Below are 17540 nucleotides of genomic sequence, written 5' to 3' on the forward strand. Positions count from 1 at the left end.
AGAATGGCGGTGTGGAGCAACTGACGAAGCCCGCCGACCCGCCGGGCGGACTGGCCGGCGAGGAAGCCAAGCGCGCCGGCCTGCGGAAGATGAAGCTGGTCGCGCTGTCCTTCCTCCTCGGCGCGTTCGTGATCTTCCTGCTGACCAGCTGGGCCCAGTCGGCCGGGTGGCCGGGCTGGGTGGGGTACGTCCGGGCGGCCGCGGAGGCGGGCATGGTCGGCGCGCTGGCCGACTGGTTCGCGGTGACCGCGTTGTTCCGCCACCCGCTGGGGATCAAGATCCCGCACACCGCGATCATCCCGAACAAGAAGGACACCCTCGGCAAGAGCCTCGGCGAGTTCGTCGGCAGCAACTTCCTGTCCGAGGCGGTGGTCCGGGACAAGCTGCGCCGGATCGGCATCTCCGAACGGCTCGGCGGCTGGCTTTCGCAGCCGGAGAACGCCGACCGGGTGACCTCCGAGCTGGCCACCGTGCTGCGGGGCGCGGTGACCGTGCTCCGCGACGACGACGTGCAGGCGGTGGTGGAGCAGGCCGTCACCCGCCGCCTGCTGGACCGGCCGTGGGGCCCGCCGCTGGGCAGGCTGCTGGCCTCGGTGTTCGCCGACGGCGCGCACCACAAGCTGGTCGACCTGCTGTGCGACCGCGGGTACGAGTGGGTGCGGGACAACCACACCTCGATGCTGCGGGTGGTCTCCGACCGCGCGCCGAGCTGGTCGCCGAAGTTCGTCGACGAGATGCTGGCGGACAAGGTCTACGGCGAGGTGCTCTCCTTCGCCTGGGCGATCAAGACCGACGTGAACCACCCGATGCGGCTGGCGCTGGACAAGTTCCTCGGCGAGTTCGCGCAGGACCTGCAGTCCGACCCGAAGACGATGGAGCGCGCGGAGCAGGTCAAGCAGCAGGTGATCGAGCACCAGGAGGTGCAGAAGCTGATCGGCTCGGCGTGGGGCACGGCCAAGGGCATGCTGCTGACCGCCGCCGAGGACCCGTCGAGCGAGCTGCGCAAGCGCGTGCGCGACGGCCTGCTCAGCCTGGGCGGCAAGCTGAAGTCCGACGACTCCCTGCGGGAGAAGGTGGACGGCTGGGTCGAAGGCGCGGCGGCGTACGTGGTGCTGAACTACTCCAACGAGATCACCACGATCATCACCGACACCGTGGAGCGCTGGGACGCCGAGGAGACCTCGCGGAAGATCGAGCTCCAGGTGGGCCGCGACCTCCAGTTCATCCGGATCAACGGCACCGTGGTGGGCGCGCTGGCCGGACTGCTCATCTACACGCTGGCGCAACTGCTCTTCTGATTTTTCCCGCGGCGGGTGTCGAACGGGCCCGCCGTCGTTCGTAGCCAAGGTGAGGGACCGGCACCGGGCCGGTCACCGCGCACCGGAGGCACCCATGTCCGTCACCACCGTTCCGTTCGTGAAACCCCTGATCACCGGCGGCCTGACCGCCGCGGCCGTGGCCGGCGCGGCCACCGCGACCGTCGCCGCGGCGGCGGAGTTCGCCGGGATCGTCCCGGTGGTCGGCGGCACGCCGATCCCGGCGTTCGGCTTCGCCGTGCTGACCGTCCTCTGCTCCGTGCTCGGCCTGGTGCTCGCGCTGGTGCTGGCCCGTTCGGCGCGTCACCCCCGCACGGCCTTCGTTCGCGGCACTATCGCTCTCACCGCGCTGTCGCTGGTACCGGATGTGCTCGCGGACGCGTCGGTGGCGACGAAGGCGCTGCTGATGCTGACGCACGTGGTCGCCGCCGCGATCGTCATCCCGGCCATCGCCCGCCGCCTGTCCGACCGCTGAGGGAGTTCGCCGTGAAGCAGTACCTGCTCGCCGTCCAGCTCGACGAGACCACCATGGAGACCGGCGCCGAACTGGACGCGCAGATGGCGCGCACGAGCAAGGTCACCGAGGAGATGCGGGCCGCCGGGACCTGGCTGTTCGCCGGTGGCCTGCGCCCGTCGCACGCCAGCACGGTGGTCCGGCCGGGCAACGGCACGACCACGATGACCGACGGCCCGTTCGCCGAGACGAAGGAGCAGCTCGGCGGGTTCTGGGTGATCCAGTGCGAGGACCTCGACCAGGCGCTGGCCTGGGCCGACAAGTGCGCGCTGGCCTGCGGGCGCCCGATCGAGGTGCGGCCGTTCGACGGCATCGTCGAATGAGCGTGGACCTCGACGGCGTCTACCGCGCGGAGTACGGCCGGTGCGTGGCGACGCTGACGCGCCTCCTCGGCGACATCGGGCTCGCCGAGGAGGCGGTGCAGGACGCGTTCGCGGTGGCCGTGCGGAAGTGGCAGGAGGCGCCGCCGGCCAACCCGGGCGCGTGGATCGTGACCACCGCCCGCAACCGCGCGATCGACCGCCTGCGCCGGGAATCCACCAGGGAGGCCCGGCACGCGCAGGCCTTGCTGCTGCACCAACCCGACGAGCCGGAGGAGGTGGGACCGGTGCGCGACGACCAGCTCCGGATGATCTTCACCTGCTGCCACCCCTCGCTCTCGCCGCTCGCGCAGACCGCGCTCACGCTGCGGTTGATCGGCGGGCTGGAGGTGGCCGAGATCGCGCGGGCGTACCTGGTGCCCGAGGCGACGGTCTCGCAGCGGATCGTCCGGGCGAAGAAGAAGATCCGCGACGCGAACATCCCCTACCGGGTGCCGGGTGCGGCGGAACTCCCCGACCGCCTTTCGTCCGTGCTGACCGTGTTGTACCTGGTGTTCAACGAGGGCTACACGTCGACTTCCGGCGAGTTGCTGCGGACGGACCTGTGCCTGGAGGCGGTCCGGCTGGCGCGGGCGCTGGCCGGGCTGATGCCCGACGAGCCGGAGGTGACCGGCCTGCTGGCGTTGTTGCTGCTCACCGAGGCCCGGCGGCCGGCGCGGGTGGGGCCGTCGGGTGAGCTGGTCGTGCTGGCGGAGCAGGACCGGTCGTTGTGGAACCGGGCGCTGATCGCCGAGGGTCACGAGCTGGTCCGGCAGTGCCTGCGGCGTGGCCGGCCGGGGCCGTACCAGTTGCAGGCCGCGATCAACGCCGTGCACACGGACGGGCCCGCCACGGACTGGACGCAGGTGCTGGCGCTGTACGACCAGCTGCTGGAGTACGCGCCCACCGCGATCGTGTCGCTGAACCGGGCGGTCGCCGTCGCGGAGGTGCACGGCCCGGCGCTCGCGTTGGCCACGATCGAGGACCTGGAGTTACCGGGGTACCACCTGCTTCCGGCCACGCGGGCGGATTTCCTGGCGCGGCTGGACCGCCCGGCCGAGGCAGCGGCGGCCTACGACGAGGCGATCTCCCTGTGCACGAACGACACCGAACGCGCTTTCCTGCAGCAGCGGCGGGACCAGCTCACCTGAGCCGAGTTCACTCTGAGCGTCACCTGGATGGCGGTTGGCGTTCCTCCGGGTGACCCTCCAGCGGGGGAGTTATCCACAGAATCCCGAGTTATCCCCCGGGTTGTCCACAGGTGGAAGGCGTGTGGTAGGGCCTGGCTTCACGATTGGGTGGAGCGCTGCCGCCAGGCGCGGGCCTTCTCGCGGTTGCCGCACGCGCTCATCGAGCACCACGAGCGGGAACGGTTGCGCGAACGGTCGTAGAACGCCCAGCGGCAGTTGTCGGCCGGGCAGATCTTGACCCGCGAGAACTCGCCGAGCAACGACAACCGCGTCGCGGCGGCGAGCACGGACCCGACCGCCGAATCCGCGACCAGCGACGGTCCGTTCGCGGTGACCGAAATCCGCACGGGTATCTCAACGTCTTCGGCGGGTGCGGCGGTCGTGTCGCCGACCAGCGCGCGGAGCGACTTCCGCGCCGCCCTGGCCTCGGGCACCGGGCACGGGCGCAGATCGCGCGCGGAAACCCAGGCGCGCCAAGAATCAGCACCGTCCAGCGCGTCGGTGCCCTCCTCGACGTCCAGCGTGTTCAGGAAGTCGAGCACCAGCGTGACATCGGCTTCCGGGGTGGTGCGCACGTCACCAGTGTAGGCGTCACGCGGGTTGTGGCTGCCGACGATAACCGCCATACTTCTCATGCTGGTTACGCAGAACGGAGAGGATCCCGGATGACCACCGCGGTACCCGCGTTCGGCTCGGTCGTGCTCGACTGCGCCGACACCCTCGAACTGGCCGACTTCTACGCCAAGCTCCTCGACTGGCCCGCCGCCGACGGCGACGAGGGCTGGCTGACCCTGACCAACCCGGCGGGCGGGCCCAAGATCGAGTTCCAGCGCGTGGCCGACTTCCGCGCCCCCGACTGGCCGTCGGCGAAGAAGCCGCAGCAGTTCCACCTCGACCTGACCGTGTCCGACCTGGCCGCCGCGCACGAGCGCGCGGTGCACCTCGGCGCCCGCCTGCTCGACGACACCCGCGACCACGAGGGCAAGGGCTTCCGCGTCTACGCCGATCCGGCGGGTCACCCGTTCTGCCTCTGCGCTTGCTGAGGCGCACCCATGCGGCCCCGGTTATGCGTAGGCTGTGACACGTGATTTGTCCGAAGTGCCAGAACCAGATGAGGACGCTGAACAAGAACGGCGTCCACCTCGAACAGTGCGGTGGCTGCCGCGGCATCTTCCTGGATGCCGGTGAGCTGGAGCAGATCGTCGCGGCCGAGGGCTCCTACTACAGCCATGGCGCGCCGCCGCCGTACGCGGCGGGCGGGCACATGCCGCGGCACGGCGACTCGCCGAAGCCTTTCCGCGGTGGCCACGGCGACTCGCCGAAGCCCTTCCGCGGCGGCCACGGCGACTCCCCGCGGCCCTACGGCGGACACGGTGGTCACGGGTACTCGGACTCGCCCCGCGGTTACCGCGGCGGGCACGGGTACGGCGACTCGCCGCGGGCCTACGGCGGGCACGGGCACAAGCGCCGCAAGAGCTTCCTCGAGAACCTGTTCGACTGAGTAGTGCTCGACCTGAAGATCTGCCCGGCGTGTGGTGACCGGGGCGACCACCCGGTCACCGCCGGCGCCGAACTGGCGTGCGCGCGCTGCGGTCACCACTGGCCGTTCCGCAGGCTGCCGCTGTTCGCGCTCACCGGGCCCAGCGGCGCGGGCAAGTCCACCGTCGGCCCCCGGCTGGCGGAGAAGCTGAGCGGCCGGGTGGTCGCGCTGGAGCAGGACGTGCTCTGGACCGGCGTGCTGCGCGAGAACTCGCCTGACGGGTACGGCCACGGCGCGTTCCGCTCCACCTGGCTCCGGATGGCCGCGATGATCCACCAGAGCGGGCGCCCGGTGGTGCTCTGCGGCACGGTGGCGCCACCGGAGTTCGAGCCGCTGCCCGAGCGCGCCTACTTCGATCCCATCCACTACCTCGCCTTCGTCGCCGAACCGGACGCGCTGGCCGAGCGGCTGCGCGCGCGACCGGCCTGGCGCGAATGGGACGAGCCGCGGATCGCGGAGATGCTGGAGTTCAACGACTGGCTGCGTGCCTCGGCGGCCACGCTCGACCCGCCGGTGGAGTTGTTCGACACCACCCGCGCCACCATCGACGACGCGGTCGACCACGCCCTCGCCTGGATCGAAAAGCGCCTACCCGCCTAACGGCCACCGGTGCCGGCTGCCCGGGTCGTCCAGCCAGAACTCCTGCCGGTCGCCGTCGACGGTGACACCGAAGCGCGCGCGGCCGGGCTTGCCGAGCTTGCGCCAGCGCACACGGGCCTGTTCGGCGAGGTCCCAGAGGTTGCGCGGCCCGCCCTGCGACACCACCAACCGGCCGTTCTCCTCGGCGTGCCGAACCCAGGAACCGTCGGGGTGCACCAGGTAGACGACGCCCGTTTCCCCGGGGTAGGCGGGTAAAACGCCCTCCAGCGCCAGGCTCGCGAAGAACTCCAGCGGACTCGACGGGCTCAGCACCGCCGAGACCGGCAACGAGGTGCGGCGCGTTTCGCGGGCGTCGCCGATATCGGACAGCAGCCTGGCCGGGTCGGCGAGCCGATGGGCCCGCAACGGCATGAAGCGGCCGTCCTTCGCCAGCACCCGGCCGTAGGCAAGGGTGCCCTCCTCGGCGACCAGCCGGACCAGTCCCGCGCCGATCGGCCGGTTCAGCGTGGTGACGATCAGCCCGCCCGGGCGCGTCTGCGCCACCCAGTCCGGCGGGATGGTGGACACCGCGCAGGTGCAGAGCACGCGGTCGAACGGCGCACTGCCGGGCAGCCCGCGCGCCCCGTCGCCGGTGACGCACTCCGGGTGGTGACCGGCTTCGGCGAGCGCGGCGGTGGCGGTCCGCACCAGCGCCGGGTCGATGTCCACAGTGGACACGTTCGGAGCGCCGACGCGGTGGCACAGCAGCGCGGTGTTGTACCCGGTGCCGGTGCCCACCTCCAGCACCCGCGCCCGGTCGCCGGTGTGCAGCTCCTCCAGCATGATCGCCATGATCGTCGGCATGCTGGAGGAACAGGTCGGCGTGCCGGGCAGCGGGCCGTCCGCGCGGGCCCGGTCCCACGCCGAGTCGTCGCCGTCGAGCTGGGTGACCAGCACCTGGTCGGAGTAGACCTGGTCGAGCCAGCCGTCGTCGCCCGCGGCGACCGCGCGCCAGCCGTCGCCCGCCGCGGCGAAGAACCGCCGCACGAACAGTTCGCGCGGCACCGCGGCGAAGGCCTCGACCCAGGCGCGCTCGGTCAGCACACCGGACCGCCGCAGGCGGGCGGCCAGCGCCTGGCTCCGCTCGAGTGCCATAAGCCCAGGTTAACCCCGTGACGCAGACCTCACTCGATGGTTGCAAGCAGAGTGCTTGCAATAGCTAGCACTGCCGCGTACCGTCGGTGGTGTCGAGAGGAGAGGTTCCGCGGATGACCGATTCGGGCGAGCAGCACGGCAAGCCGATGGACAAGGTCGCGGACATCGCTTCCGACATCGGCGAGTACATCAAGCAGCAGCGCAACAGCGCGAAGATCTCGTTGCGCCAGCTGTCGAAGCTCGCCGGCGTGTCCAACCCGTACTTGAGCCAGATCGAGCGCGGGGTCCGCAAGCCGAGCGCGGAGATCCTGCAGCAGATCGCGAAGGGTCTGCGCATCTCCGCCGAAGCGCTCTACGTGCAGGCCGGGATCCTCGACCTGCCGAAGGGCGGACCGGTCGGCGACGCCATCCGCGCCGATCCGGAGCTCAGCGAACGGCAGAAGCAGGTCCTGCTCGACGTGTACGAGTCGTTCCGCCGCGAGAACCACGTGGCGGAGGCGGCCACCAAGCCACCAGCCACCGCTGGCGAAACCGGAACCAGCAAGGAGTGAGGAAGCAGATGAGCACCCCCACCAGCAGCAACCGCACCGAAGAAGCCCGCAAGAACCTGAACGCCGCGCTGGAGCAGGTGCGCACGCCGCTGCTCGCCGCGCTGGGTGCGGGCAACCTGGCCGCCGAGGCCGTCGCCGACGCGGTGAACAAGGCCAAGACCCGGGTCACCGAGGGCAGCGAGACCGCCCGCAAGAACATCGAAGAGCTGCCCACCGACGTGGAGAGCCTCCGCGAGAAGCTGGACCCGGCCGAGCTCCGCAAGGTGATCGACGAGTACACCGACGCGGCGCTGAAGCTGTACCACAAGCTGGCCGAGTCCGGTGAGCAGGCGTGGGACAAGTTCGCCGCGCAGCCGCAGGTCAAGAACGTGATCGACCAGCTGGAAGAGGTCGTGCACACGGTCGAGGAGCGCGTCGAGGGCGTCACCGCCGAGACCCGTGAGCGCGTCGAGGACGTGCTGGGCAAGGTCACCCGCAAGACCCGCTCGGTGGGCGAGAAGACCGCCCGCACCGTGGAGAAGGTCGCCGACGAGGCCGCCGAGTCCGTCGAGGAGTTCGGCGACGACGTGGCGCACGAGGTCCGCAGCGCGAGCCGCAAGGCCGCCAACCGCACCTCGCCGAAGCCCGCCACCACCACCCGGCGCAGCACCACCACCAGCACCGGCACGGCGAAGAAGAGCACCGGCAACACCGCCACCCCGAAGACCGAGAAGTAGGTCTTCGCCAGCGCGGAACCGCAGGCCCCGGCACCCGTGAGGTGCCGGGGCCTGAGCCGTTCGCCCGGTTTGCCGTACCCTGGCAGCGTGCCGTTAATCGCAGGGTGGATCGTGGACATCATCCACTGGGCCGGGGTGGTGGCTGGTGCGTTCGCGTTCCTGCACTCGCTGACCCAGCGGGCGGACGCCTACACCGCGGCGGACCGCAAGACCAAGCCGATCTGGATGGCCATCACCGGTGGCAGCACCGCGGCGATGGCGTTGTTCGGCTTCTACGGGCCGGGCATGATCTTCTGGCTGGCCGGGCTGGTCGCCTCGCTGGTCTACATAGTGGACGTCCGGCCGAAGCTGATCGAGGTCCAGCGCGGCGGCCACAACTGGTGAGGCCCGTCACCATCCGCAGCGGACGCCACTAGCCTGGTCGCGTGACCACCTGGACCATCGCCGGTTCCCTTTCGGTCGAACCGGCCACGCAGCGCACCGATCTGCTCGCCGAGCCCGTGGCCAAGGCACTGGCCGCCATCGAGCACGAGGTGGGCGTCGCCTCGATCGATCCCGAACTCGCCGACACGGCCGCCTTCTGCGAGGCCTACGGCTCCCCGCTCGCCGCTTCCGCCAACTGCGTGGTGGTCTCGGGCAAGCGCGCCGGCGAGGTCCGCTACGCCGCGGCCATGGTGCTCGCCACCACTCGCGCAGACGTGAACAACGTGATCAAGCGGCGGCTCGACGTTCGCAAGGCGAGCTTCGCGCCGATGGCCGAGGCGGTGGAGCTGACCGGGATGGAGTACGGCGGCATCACCCCGGTCGGGCTGCCCGAGGGCTGGCCGATCCTGGTGGACAAGGCCGTGGCCGAGGCACCCGAGCTGGTGATCGGCAGCGGCGTCCGCGGCAGCAAGCTGCTCGTCTCGGGGGCGCTGCTGGCGTCGCTGCCCGGCGCGGAGGTCATCGAGGACCTCGGCAAACCGGTAGCAGGCTGACCCGCCGCTTTCCCCCGCGAAACCTGGATCCGCTGATATACCTGCGGTATTTCCGGCGTGGCTAGCTTGGCGCGGTGACCCGCACTTGGACCATCGCCGGTTCCCTCACCGTCGAACCGGCCATCGAGCGCACCGAACTCCTCGCCGACCCCGTCGCCAAGGCGCTGACCGAGCTCGAGGGCGAGGTGGGCGTCGCGGAGATCGACCCCGGCCTCGCCGACACCGCGGCCCTCTGCGCCGCCTACTCCTTCCCGCTGTCCGCCGCCGCCAACTGCGTGGTGCTCTCCGGCAAGCGCACCGGGGAGGTTCGCTACGCTGCGGCGATGGTGCTCGCCACGACCCGCGTGAACAACGCGATCAAGCGCCGGATCGACGTGCGCAAGATCAGCTTCGCGCCGATGGCCGAGGCGGTGGAGCTGACCGGGATGGAGTACGGCGGCATCACCCCGATCGGCCTGCCCGGCGACTGGCCGATCCTGGTGGACAAGGCCGTGGCCGAGGCGCCCGAGCTGGTGCTCGGCAGCGGGATCCGGGGTAGCAAGCTGCTGGTCTCCGGGGCCTTGGTGGCCTCGCTGCCGGGCGCGGAAGTGGTGGAGGGCTTGGGCAGGTGACCTCGGTCTGGCTGCGGTACCTCAACGCCGCCGATATCGACTCCCTCGGCGTGACCGGCGCGGACATCGTCGGCGCGGTCGAGGACGTGCTCGTCGACCACGGCCACGACCGCGTGGTCTTCGAGCCGCGCACGCACCTGGTGCCGGACAACGGCGGCAAGGGCCACTTCAACGTGCTGCGCGGGCACCTGTCCTCGCAGCAGGTCAGCGGGGTCAAGGTGGTCGGCGACTTCGTCACCAACTTCGAGCGCGGCCTGCCCAGCGAGATGGCGCTGATCCTGCTGCTCGACCCGGACACCGGCATGCCGAAGGCCATCGTGGACGGCACGATGATCACCGACGCGCGCACCGGCGCGATGACCGCGGTCGGCGCGAAGTACCTGGCGCGCCGGGATTCCCGCGTGCTGGGACACATCGGCGCGCGGGGTACCGCGTGGTGGAACGTGGTGCTGCTGGACTCGCTGTTCGACTTCGCCGAGATCCGGGTGACCAGCAAGCGGCCGGAGTCGCGGGAGGCGTTCGGGGCGAAGCTGAGCGAGCACCTCGGCAAGCCGGTGCGGGTGCTCGACAACGCCGCGGACACCCTGGACGGCGCCGACATCATGGTCGAGGCGTCCCGGCTGGTCGAGCCGGAAGCGCTGGTGCGCAAGGAGTTCCTGCGGCCGGGCAGCTTCCTGGTGCCCTACGGCACGATCAGCGCGCTGGAACTGGACCTGCTCGACGCGATCGACAAGGTCGTGGTGGACAACTGGCGTGAATCCCGGTCGGGCAACCCGAAGTTCGGCGCGCTGCGGCCGCAGCTCAACGCCGGACTGCTCACCGAGGACCGGGTGCACGCCGAAATCGGTGAGGTGGTCGCGGGCAAGCGCCCGGGCCGGGAAGGCGACGACGAGCGCATCCTCTTCTGGCATCGTGGACTGTCCACAACGGACCTGTCGGTGGCGAACATGATCCTCAAGCGGGCCGAGGCGGCCGACGTCGGCACCATGCTGCCCTACCGATGATCACCGCGCCCGAAGACCTCGACGCCGCCGCGATCGTCGCGGTGGCGGAAGGAAAGCACGTCGAACTGGCGCCGGGGTTGCTGGCCTCGCTGGCGGCGAACCGGGCCGCGGTGCTCGACGCGCTGACCGCCGCCGCGCGTCCCGTCTACGGCGTGAACACCGGCATGGGGCGCATGGTGGACGTGGTGCTGTCGGCCGAGGAACAGGCCGGGCACCAGCGCCGCCTGCTGATCGGACGGGCCGTCGGCGGACCGCCGTGGTTGCCGGAACGCGATGTCCGCGCGCTGTTCGCCGTACGCCTGCGCGGAATGCTGCTGCCGTCCACCGGCGCGAGCGCGGAAGCGGTGGAGTTCCTGGTGGACCGGCTCGGCGACGGGTTCGTCCCGGCCGTACCGCGTGACGGAATCGGCAGCGCGGGCGAGATCCTGCCGCTGAGCCACGCGTTCCAGACGTTCGTCGGGATCGGACGGATGCTCGACGGCCAGTCCGCCGTGGACGCGCTTGCGGAGCGTGGGGTCCAGCCGTACCAGCCGGGGCCGAAGGAGGGGCTGACCTTCATCCAGGGCACCCCGATCGCGATCACGCACGCGATTCTCCGTGGCGCGGAAGCAAACCAGGTGGTGGACCGGTTCGCGGCGGCGGAGTTCCCGGTCAAACCGGGGACCGTGCAGCCGCCGGTCTCGGCGCGGGTGGGCGCCCGCGCCACCGCGCACGCCCGCCGCGTGCTCGCCGAGTTGGCCGAGGAGGTCGAACGCGCGCTGGTGGTCACCGACTCGCCCGCCTTCCTGGACGGCGAGTTCGTCTCCACCGACGTGTTCCACGGCTCGGACCTCGGGCTCCGGATGGACGCGGTGAGCGCGGCGCTCGCGCACCTCGGGGAGATCGGCGTCCAGCGACTGCACCGCCTGCTCGACGAGCGCTTCAGCGGGCTCAACCCGCAGCTGGCGGTGACCCCGGGACCGCAGACCGGCCTCACCCCGCTGCACAAGCGGGCGGTCGGGGAACTGCACGCACTGCGACGGCTCGCCGCCCCCGCGACGCTCGGCTCGATCGACACCTCCAACGGTCAGGAGGACGTGCAAGCGTTTGCCTGTGCGGCCGGGGAGCAGTTGCGCGCGGCCGTCGAGCGGCTGCTGGTGATCACCGCGTGTGAGCACATCGGACTCGCGCAGGCGGCTTTCCTGCGGGGTGAACCGACCGGGCTGATCGACCCGCTGACCGAGGACCGGCCGCTCGGGCCGGAACTCGAAGCGCTGGTCAGGAAATGGTCGCCTTGGCGCGACTCGGCAGCTCGTTCCGCGTGAGCCGGAGCCCGCGCGGCACGGCGAACCGGGTGATCAGGGAGAACACGGCTTCGCAGACCAGCGCCAGCACGATCACCGCGATCCCGCCGCCGAGGATCTCGCCGTAACCACCGGCGCCCTGCGCGAACCCGTCGACGATGTAGCGGCCGAGGCCGCCGCCGTCGTTCACGATCGCGCCGATCGCGACGGTGGCCACCAGCTGCAGGAACGCCACGCGGGCACCGGCGAGCACCACCGGCAGCGCCAGCGGCAGTTCGATGCGCAGCATGATCTGGGTCTCGGTGTAGCCGGTGCCGCGTGCCGCGTCGACCGGGGCCTGGTCGAGCGTGGTCACGCCGGCGTAGGTGTTGGTGAACAGCGGTGGCAGGGCGAGCGCGACCAGCGCGATCAGCAACGGCCAGAAGGTGGTGTCGACCTCCCAGCGGCTGGCCAGGAACCAGAACAGGATGATCAGCCCGAAGCTCGGGATGGCCCGGCCGATGTTCACCGCGCTGGAGGCGAGGAAGGCGGCCTTGCGGTAGTGCGCGAGCCAGAGCGCGAGCGGGATGGTCAGCACCGCGGCGACGGCCAGCGACAGCAGCGAGAAGCCCAGGTGCTCGACGGTCCGGTACGGGATGCCCGCCGAATCGGTGAAGCTCCAGCGGCCCGGCTGCCCGAGCCAGGCGGTGAGCTGGTCGAAGACGTTCATGCGCGGGCCTTCCGCGTCCAGGGCGCGAGTGCGCGTTCGCTCAGCCACAGCAGCAGGTCGACCAGCACGGCGAGCACGATGGACAGGCCGATGCCGACGATGATCGCGGTCGGGTTCGGCGTGGTGGTCTGGATGCCCTGGCGGATGAAGAAGCCGAGGCCGCCCATGCCGAGCATGGAGGTGACGGTGACCAGGCCGATGGTGGTCACCGCGGCCACCCGGAGCCCGGCGATGACCACCGGCAGCGCCAGCGGGAGCTCCACCTTGAACAACAGGTTCGCCCGGGTGAAGCCCATGCCGATGGCGGCTTCGCGGACTTCGGTCGGCACCTGCTGCACGCCGGTGACGATGTTCCGGACCAGGATGAGCAGGGTGTAGGTGGCCAGCGGGATCACCGCGGTGGTGAACGACAGCCCGGTGAACGGCACGAGCAGCGCGAAGGCGCCGAGGCTCGGGATGACGTACAGCGCGCCGGCCGTGCTCAGCGCGACCGGGTAGAACCAGCGCCAGCGCAGGGACAGCACGGCCAGGCCGATGGAGAGCACCAGCCCGATGCCGAGCGCGGTGGCGGTCAGCGAGAGGTGCTCGGTGAAGCGCGTGACGATGTTGTCCGCGTTGCGCTCGACCCAGCGCCATTCGAACAGGGGCCGATCGCTTTGAGTAGCGAAGGGGGCTCGCACCGCGTGAGCCTACCCCGGATGGACCTGGTGCTCCCGCGATTTGGGAAGCGGTCTCGGTCGTATCTCGGAATGTGGATGGATGTCGTGGCTCTTGGTTAGCGTTGCCACTCCCGGACGAAAGAGACTTCTCATGCGCAGGACATTCCGACTGGCCGCCGTACTGGCCGCCGCGACGCTCGGCCTGACCGCCTGCGGCGGCGGGGACACCGGCAGCACCGCCGAGAGCAAGGGCGGCGCACCGATCGTGCTCGCGTCCTTCAACTTCACCGACAGCACCATTCTCGCCGAGCTGTACGGCAACGCGCTGGAGGCGAAGGGCTACCCGGTCGAACGCAAGCTGAACCTCGGCTCGCGCGAGCTGATCTACCCGTCGCTGCAGAAGGGCGAGCTGCACTTCCTCCCCGAGTACCAGGGCGCGGCGATCGTGAACGGGTTCAACGAGACCGCGCCGAAGGACGCCGCCGCCGAGCACGCGAAGCTGACCGAGCTGTTCGCGCCGTCGAACATCGGGCTGCTGAACTACGCGCCCGCGGAGAACAAGAACACCTACCTGGTGAAGGCGGACCTGGCGCAGTCGCAGGGGCTGGCGAAGATCAGCGACCTGAAGAAGCTGCCGAACGTGGTCGTCGCCGGTGGGCCGGAGTGCGAGAAGCGGTCGACCTGCTTCGCCGGCATCCGCGACACGTACGGGGTCAACGCCACCTTCCAGGCGGTGCAGGAGGCCGGGCCGCGGGTGGAGCAGCTGCGCTCGGGCGCGGTCACGGTGATCCCGGTCGACTCGGTGAACCCGCTGGTGGTGGACCCGGCGTTCAAGGCGCTGGAGGACGACCTGTCGATCGTGCCCACCGAGAACGTGGTGCCCGCGGTGGCGAAGAAGGTGCTCGACGAGCGCGGCCCGGACTTCGCCGCGGTGGTCAACGCGGTGAGCGCGAAGTTGACCACCGACGAGCTGCGGGGCCTGAACAAGCTCGTCGACTCCGACGGTGAACTGCCCGCCGACGTGGCCAAGGAATGGCTGACCAACCAGGGGTTGATCTAGTCGCTGTGGGAGGGTGGTGACCTGCCGGAACCCGTTTTCAGAAGGAGTCTTCATGGGCAAGGTCACCGCCACCGCGGAGCGCAAGATCGACGCGCCGGTGGAGAAGGTGCGCGAGCTGGTCGCCGACTACACCGCGCGGCCGACCATCCTCACCGAGCAGTACCGCGACTACGAGGTCGTCGAGGGCGGCACCGGGGCGGGCACCGTGGCCAAGTGGAAGCTGCAGGCGACCTCGAAGCGCGTGCGCGACGTCGCGGCCACCGTGTCCGAGCCCACCCCCGGCACCCTGGTCGAGACGGACGCCAACTCCACCATGGTGACCACCTGGACCGTGCGCGAGGTCGGCGAGGGCAGCCTGGTCCGGATCGAGACCAGCTGGACCGGCGCGGGCGGCATCGGCGGCTTCTTCGAGAAGACCTTCGCGCCCGGCGGGCTCAAGCGCATCTACGACGGCGTGCTGCAGAACCTCGAGAAAGCGGTCTGAGCCACAGACCGGAATGCCCCGCCTACTGAGCCCGTTCTGCCCAGAGGCACGTCCTCGACGAACAGGAGTTCCGCGGTGACCGCACCGACCGAGGCGACCGAGATCCGGCTCGCCGCCCGCCCGCACGGCCGTCCGACCCCGTCGGACTTCTCCATTGTGGACACCGAGGTCCCGTCGCCGGGGCCCGGGCAGATCCTGGTGCGCAACGAGTTCATCAGCGTGGACCCGTACATGCGTGGCCGGATGTCCGAGGCGAAGTCCTACGCCGAGCCGTACGAGCTGGGCAAGGTGATGCACGGCGGCGCCGCCGGCGAGGTGGTCGAGTCCACTGTGGACGACTTCAAGCCGGGCGACAAGGTGGTGCACCAGCTCGGCTGGCGCAGCCACGCCGTGCTGGACGCGAAGCACGCGGTGAAGGTCGACGCGAACCTGGCGCCGTTGAGCAGCTACCTCGGCGTGCTCGGCATGACCGGGCTCACCGCCTGGGTCGGCCTGCACGAGATCGCGCACTTCACCCCGGCGGACACCGTGTTCATCTCGGGCGCGGCCGGTGCGGTCGGCTCGGTGGCCGGTCAGCTGGCGAAGCTCAAGGGCGCGAAGCGGGTGATCGGCAGCGCCGGTTCCGCGGAGAAGGTCCGCTGGCTGACCGAGGAACTCGGCTTCGACGCGGCGTTCAACTACAAGGACGGGCCGGTCGCGGCGCAGCTGGCCGAGGCCGCGCCGGACGGGATCGACCTGTACTTCGACAACGTCGGCGGGGAACACCTCGAAGCGGCGATCGAGTCGTCGAACCTGCACGCGCGCTTCGCGGTGTGCGGCATGATCTCGACCTACAACGACACCGAGGCCGCGCCCGGGCCCCGGAACCTGATGAAGATCGTCGGGAAGCGGTTGAACATCCAGGGTTTCCTGGTCTTCGACCACAACGCCAAGCAGCCGGAGTTCGTCGCCGAGGTGGCGCCGCTGGTGGCCGGCGGGCAGCTGAAGTACTCCGAAACCGTGGTGGACGGTATCCGCAACGCGCCGCAGGCCTTCATCGATCTGCTGGGCGGCGCCAACACCGGGAAGATGCTGGTCCGTGTCTGAACCGATCGTCTACGGGGCCGGTTGGTGCCCCGATGTGCGCCGCAGCCGGGCGTTCCTCGACCGCGAGGGCGTCGCCTACCGGTACGTCGACGTGGAAGCCGATGCCGAAGCGGAAGCCGCCGTCCGCGCGCTGCAGGACGGTGCCCGCCGCATTCCCACCATCGTCTTCGACGACGGCACCTTCCTGGTCGAACCCACGGACGAGGCCCTCTCCGCCCACCTGAGCCGGTAACGCCGGGACCGCGCCGCCGTCAGAAGACGACGGTGCGGTTCCCGTGCACCAGCACGCGGTTCTCCAGGTGCCACCGCAGGCCCTTGGCCAGGGTGAACTTCTCGATGTCGCGGCCCTTCCGCACCATGTCGACCACCGAATCGCCGTGGCCGACGCGGATCACGTCCTGCTCGATGATGGGCCCGGCGTCGAGGTCCGCGGTGACGTAGTGGCAGGTCGCGCCCACCAGCTTCACGCCCCGCGTGTGCGCCTGGTGGTACGGCCGCGCGCCGATGAACGACGGCAGGAAGCTGTGGTGGATGTTCAGCGCCCGCCCGGCCCACGCTTCGCACAGTTCCGCGGGCAGGATCTGCATGAAGCGCGCCAGCACGACCGCGTGCGGGTCGTGCGAATCGACCAGCTCCCGGACCTTGGCGAACGCCTCGGCCTTGCCGTCGGCCGGGAACGGCACGTGGTGGAACGGGATGCCGTGCGCCCTGGTGATGTCGCCGAGCGACTCGTGGTTGCCGATCACCGCGCTGACGTCGACGTCCAGCTCGCCGGAGGCGACCCGCCCGAGCAGGTCGTACAGGCAGTGCCCCTCCTTCGAGACGAGGATCACCACGCGCCGCCGCTCGGCGGAGTCGGCCACCGCCCAGTCCGTGTCGCTGCCCAGCGAGCGCGCCACCCCGGCGAACCGGGCGCGCAGCTCGTCGACGTCGAACGGGAGCGAGTCGGCCCGCACCTCCTGCCGGGTGAAGAACCAGCCGGTCTCCGGATCGGTGTGGTAGGCGGCCTCGACGATCCAGCCGCCCGCCTCGGCCAGGAAGGAGGCGATGCGCGCGACGATCCCGGTCCGGTCGGGACAGCCGAAGGTGATCACATATCTGCGTTCTGACGGTGGCACGGTTGCCCATCCTTCCCCGTGCGCCCCGGCACGGCGCGGCGGGCCACCTCCAGCGCGGCCACCACGGCGAGCCCGATGCCGAACGCCAGCGCGAGCCCCTTCACCGGCTCGTCACCGAACTGGGCACCGCCGAGCAGGCCGAGCACCACGCTGTACACCGCCCACAGCGAGGCGCCGAGCGCGTCGAGCGCGATGAACCGGCGCAGCGGGTAGCGCATGCTCCCGGTGGCCAGCCCCGTCGCGACCCGGCCGCCGGGCAGGTAACGCGCGGCGACGATCAGCAGCGCGCCGCGTTCGGCCACCTTCCGCTGCGCCCAGGCGTAGCGCCGGGCACCCTTCTCGCCGCGTTGCAGCCGCGCCACCACGGACGGGCCCGCGGTGCGCCCGATCGCGTGGCTGAGCAGGTCGCCGCCGAAGGCCCCGGAGGCGGCGACCGCGGCCAGCAGCGCGAGCATCCCGAAGTCGACGCCGACCAGCACGGCCAGGCCGACCACGGCGGTCTCGCTCGGCATGAACGGCAGCAGGGCGTCCAGTGCGGACACCGCGAACACCAGCAGCCACAACCACGGCGAACCGAGCGCGGCCTGCAGGAATTCGAGCACGAACTCATCGTCGGCAACCGCGGTGAC

At 70.7% G+C, this 17540-nt stretch carries 24 protein-coding genes; 18 read left to right on the forward strand and 6 right to left on the reverse strand.

Features of this window, described 5'->3' with window-relative positions:
• The first annotated feature begins 11 nt into the window (after nucleotides 1-11).
• From JYK18_RS14290 to JYK18_RS14305, 4 genes are all read left to right on the forward strand, one after another.
• Complete coding sequence (locus JYK18_RS14290) at nucleotides 12-1298, forward strand: DUF445 domain-containing protein (RefSeq protein WP_206802536.1); 1287 nt, start codon at nucleotides 12-14, stop codon at nucleotides 1296-1298.
• Nucleotides 1299-1416: 118 nt separating this feature from the next.
• On the forward strand, nucleotides 1417-1791 hold the full coding sequence (locus tag JYK18_RS14295) for a DUF6069 family protein (protein ID WP_307795906.1): 375 nt from the start codon (nucleotides 1417-1419) through the stop codon (nucleotides 1789-1791).
• Nucleotides 1792-1802: 11 nt separating this feature from the next.
• Complete coding sequence (locus tag JYK18_RS14300) at nucleotides 1803-2153, forward strand: YciI family protein (protein WP_206802538.1); 351 nt, start codon at nucleotides 1803-1805, stop codon at nucleotides 2151-2153.
• Nucleotides 2150-3340, forward strand: coding sequence for an RNA polymerase sigma factor (locus JYK18_RS14305; protein WP_206802539.1), 1191 nt, complete (start codon nucleotides 2150-2152; stop codon nucleotides 3338-3340). The genes JYK18_RS14300 and JYK18_RS14305 overlap by 4 nt, the downstream gene beginning before the upstream one ends.
• Before the next feature lie 137 nt (nucleotides 3341-3477).
• Here the strand turns inward: JYK18_RS14305 and JYK18_RS14310 are convergent, their stop codons facing one another.
• A complete protein-coding gene (locus JYK18_RS14310; protein WP_206802540.1) occupies nucleotides 3478-4005 on the reverse strand; it encodes a CGNR zinc finger domain-containing protein in 528 nt (175 codons plus the stop codon).
• A 39-nt stretch (nucleotides 4006-4044) separates the two neighbouring features.
• Here JYK18_RS14310 and JYK18_RS14315 point away from each other — a divergent pair, with 39 nt between their 5' ends.
• The 3 genes from JYK18_RS14315 (at nucleotide 4045) to JYK18_RS14325 (ending at nucleotide 5519) form a co-directional block, all read left to right on the forward strand.
• The gene (locus JYK18_RS14315) at nucleotides 4045-4422 is read left to right on the forward strand and encodes a VOC family protein (RefSeq protein WP_206802541.1); all 378 of its coding nucleotides are present in this window, start codon (nucleotides 4045-4047) and stop codon (nucleotides 4420-4422) included.
• A gap of 68 nt (nucleotides 4423-4490) precedes the next feature.
• Nucleotides 4491-4880 carry a zf-TFIIB domain-containing protein gene (locus JYK18_RS14320; protein WP_242579115.1) on the forward strand — a complete coding sequence of 130 codons (390 nt, stop codon included), beginning with the start codon at nucleotides 4491-4493 and terminating at the stop codon, nucleotides 4878-4880.
• 3 nt (nucleotides 4881-4883) lie between these two features.
• Complete coding sequence (locus JYK18_RS14325) at nucleotides 4884-5519, forward strand: AAA family ATPase (RefSeq protein ID WP_206802543.1); 636 nt, start codon at nucleotides 4884-4886, stop codon at nucleotides 5517-5519.
• Here JYK18_RS14325 and JYK18_RS14330 read toward each other — a convergent pair.
• The gene (locus tag JYK18_RS14330; protein WP_206802544.1) at nucleotides 5508-6653 is read right to left on the reverse strand and encodes a methyltransferase domain-containing protein; all 1146 of its coding nucleotides are present in this window, start codon (nucleotides 6651-6653) and stop codon (nucleotides 5508-5510) included. The genes JYK18_RS14325 and JYK18_RS14330 overlap by 12 nt on opposite strands.
• A 146-nt stretch (nucleotides 6654-6799) precedes the next feature.
• Here JYK18_RS14330 and JYK18_RS14335 point away from each other — a divergent pair, with 146 nt between their 5' ends.
• The 7 genes from JYK18_RS14335 (at nucleotide 6800) to JYK18_RS14365 (ending at nucleotide 11816) form a co-directional block, all read left to right on the forward strand.
• Entirely contained in the window at nucleotides 6800-7204 is a 405-nt protein-coding gene (locus JYK18_RS14335; protein ID WP_242580858.1) for a helix-turn-helix domain-containing protein, read from the forward strand.
• Between the two features lie 8 nt (nucleotides 7205-7212).
• Nucleotides 7213-7920: a hypothetical protein gene (locus JYK18_RS14340; RefSeq protein WP_206802545.1), complete on the forward strand. Its 708-nt coding sequence runs from the start codon at nucleotides 7213-7215 to the stop codon at nucleotides 7918-7920.
• A gap of 87 nt (nucleotides 7921-8007) precedes the next feature.
• A complete protein-coding gene (locus JYK18_RS14345) occupies nucleotides 8008-8304 on the forward strand; it encodes a DUF2516 family protein (RefSeq protein WP_153036213.1) in 297 nt (98 codons plus the stop codon).
• Nucleotides 8305-8345: 41 nt separating this feature from the next.
• A complete protein-coding gene (locus tag JYK18_RS14350) occupies nucleotides 8346-8897 on the forward strand; it encodes a YbaK/EbsC family protein (RefSeq protein ID WP_206802546.1) in 552 nt (183 codons plus the stop codon).
• A gap of 74 nt (nucleotides 8898-8971) precedes the next feature.
• Nucleotides 8972-9508, forward strand: a complete 537-nt coding sequence (locus tag JYK18_RS14355; RefSeq protein WP_206802547.1) for a YbaK/EbsC family protein — start codon at nucleotides 8972-8974, stop codon at nucleotides 9506-9508.
• Nucleotides 9505-10512 (forward strand): ornithine cyclodeaminase family protein, encoded by a 1008-nt coding sequence (locus tag JYK18_RS14360; protein WP_206802548.1) that lies wholly within the window; start codon nucleotides 9505-9507, stop codon nucleotides 10510-10512. The genes JYK18_RS14355 and JYK18_RS14360 overlap by 4 nt, the downstream gene beginning before the upstream one ends.
• On the forward strand, nucleotides 10509-11816 hold the full coding sequence (locus JYK18_RS14365; RefSeq protein WP_206802549.1) for an aromatic amino acid lyase: 1308 nt from the start codon (nucleotides 10509-10511) through the stop codon (nucleotides 11814-11816). The genes JYK18_RS14360 and JYK18_RS14365 overlap by 4 nt, the downstream gene beginning before the upstream one ends.
• On the opposite strand, the gene JYK18_RS14370 is transcribed toward JYK18_RS14365, so the two are convergent.
• Together JYK18_RS14370 and JYK18_RS14375 are read right to left on the reverse strand one after the other, a co-directional pair.
• Nucleotides 11770-12504, reverse strand: a complete 735-nt coding sequence (locus tag JYK18_RS14370; protein WP_206802550.1) for an ABC transporter permease — start codon at nucleotides 12502-12504, stop codon at nucleotides 11770-11772. The two genes, JYK18_RS14365 and JYK18_RS14370, sit on opposite strands and share 47 nt — an antisense overlap.
• On the reverse strand, nucleotides 12501-13184 hold the full coding sequence (locus JYK18_RS14375; RefSeq protein ID WP_206802551.1) for an ABC transporter permease: 684 nt from the start codon (nucleotides 13182-13184) through the stop codon (nucleotides 12501-12503). Before JYK18_RS14375 ends, JYK18_RS14370 begins: the two co-directional genes overlap by 4 nt.
• 130 nt (nucleotides 13185-13314) lie before the next feature.
• Here JYK18_RS14375 and JYK18_RS14380 point away from each other — a divergent pair, with 130 nt between their 5' ends.
• The 4 genes from JYK18_RS14380 to JYK18_RS14395 all read left to right on the forward strand — a co-directional run bounded on the left by JYK18_RS14380 (nucleotide 13315) and on the right by JYK18_RS14395 (nucleotide 16025).
• Nucleotides 13315-14223 (forward strand): ABC transporter substrate-binding protein, encoded by a 909-nt coding sequence (locus JYK18_RS14380; RefSeq protein ID WP_206802552.1) that lies wholly within the window; start codon nucleotides 13315-13317, stop codon nucleotides 14221-14223.
• Between the two features lie 52 nt (nucleotides 14224-14275).
• Entirely contained in the window at nucleotides 14276-14707 is a 432-nt protein-coding gene (locus tag JYK18_RS14385) for an SRPBCC family protein (protein ID WP_206802553.1), read from the forward strand.
• Nucleotides 14708-14782: 75 nt separating this feature from the next.
• The gene (locus JYK18_RS14390) at nucleotides 14783-15793 is read left to right on the forward strand and encodes an NADP-dependent oxidoreductase (protein ID WP_206802554.1); all 1011 of its coding nucleotides are present in this window, start codon (nucleotides 14783-14785) and stop codon (nucleotides 15791-15793) included.
• Entirely contained in the window at nucleotides 15786-16025 is a 240-nt protein-coding gene (locus JYK18_RS14395; protein ID WP_206802555.1) for a glutaredoxin domain-containing protein, read from the forward strand. Before JYK18_RS14390 ends, JYK18_RS14395 begins: the two co-directional genes overlap by 8 nt.
• 19 nt (nucleotides 16026-16044) lie before the next feature.
• Here JYK18_RS14395 and purU read toward each other — a convergent pair whose 3' ends face one another.
• Both purU and JYK18_RS14405 read right to left on the reverse strand, forming a co-directional pair.
• The gene (purU, locus tag JYK18_RS14400) at nucleotides 16045-16911 is read right to left on the reverse strand and encodes a formyltetrahydrofolate deformylase (protein ID WP_206802556.1); all 867 of its coding nucleotides are present in this window, start codon (nucleotides 16909-16911) and stop codon (nucleotides 16045-16047) included.
• Complete coding sequence (locus JYK18_RS14405; RefSeq protein WP_307795907.1) at nucleotides 16884-17513, reverse strand: VTT domain-containing protein; 630 nt, start codon at nucleotides 17511-17513, stop codon at nucleotides 16884-16886. The genes purU and JYK18_RS14405 overlap by 28 nt, the downstream gene beginning before the upstream one ends.
• Between the last annotated feature and the right edge of the window lie 27 nt (nucleotides 17514-17540).

This window comes from Amycolatopsis sp. 195334CR (genome assembly GCF_017309385.1).
Classification (GTDB): Bacteria; Actinomycetota; Actinomycetes; order Mycobacteriales; family Pseudonocardiaceae; genus Amycolatopsis.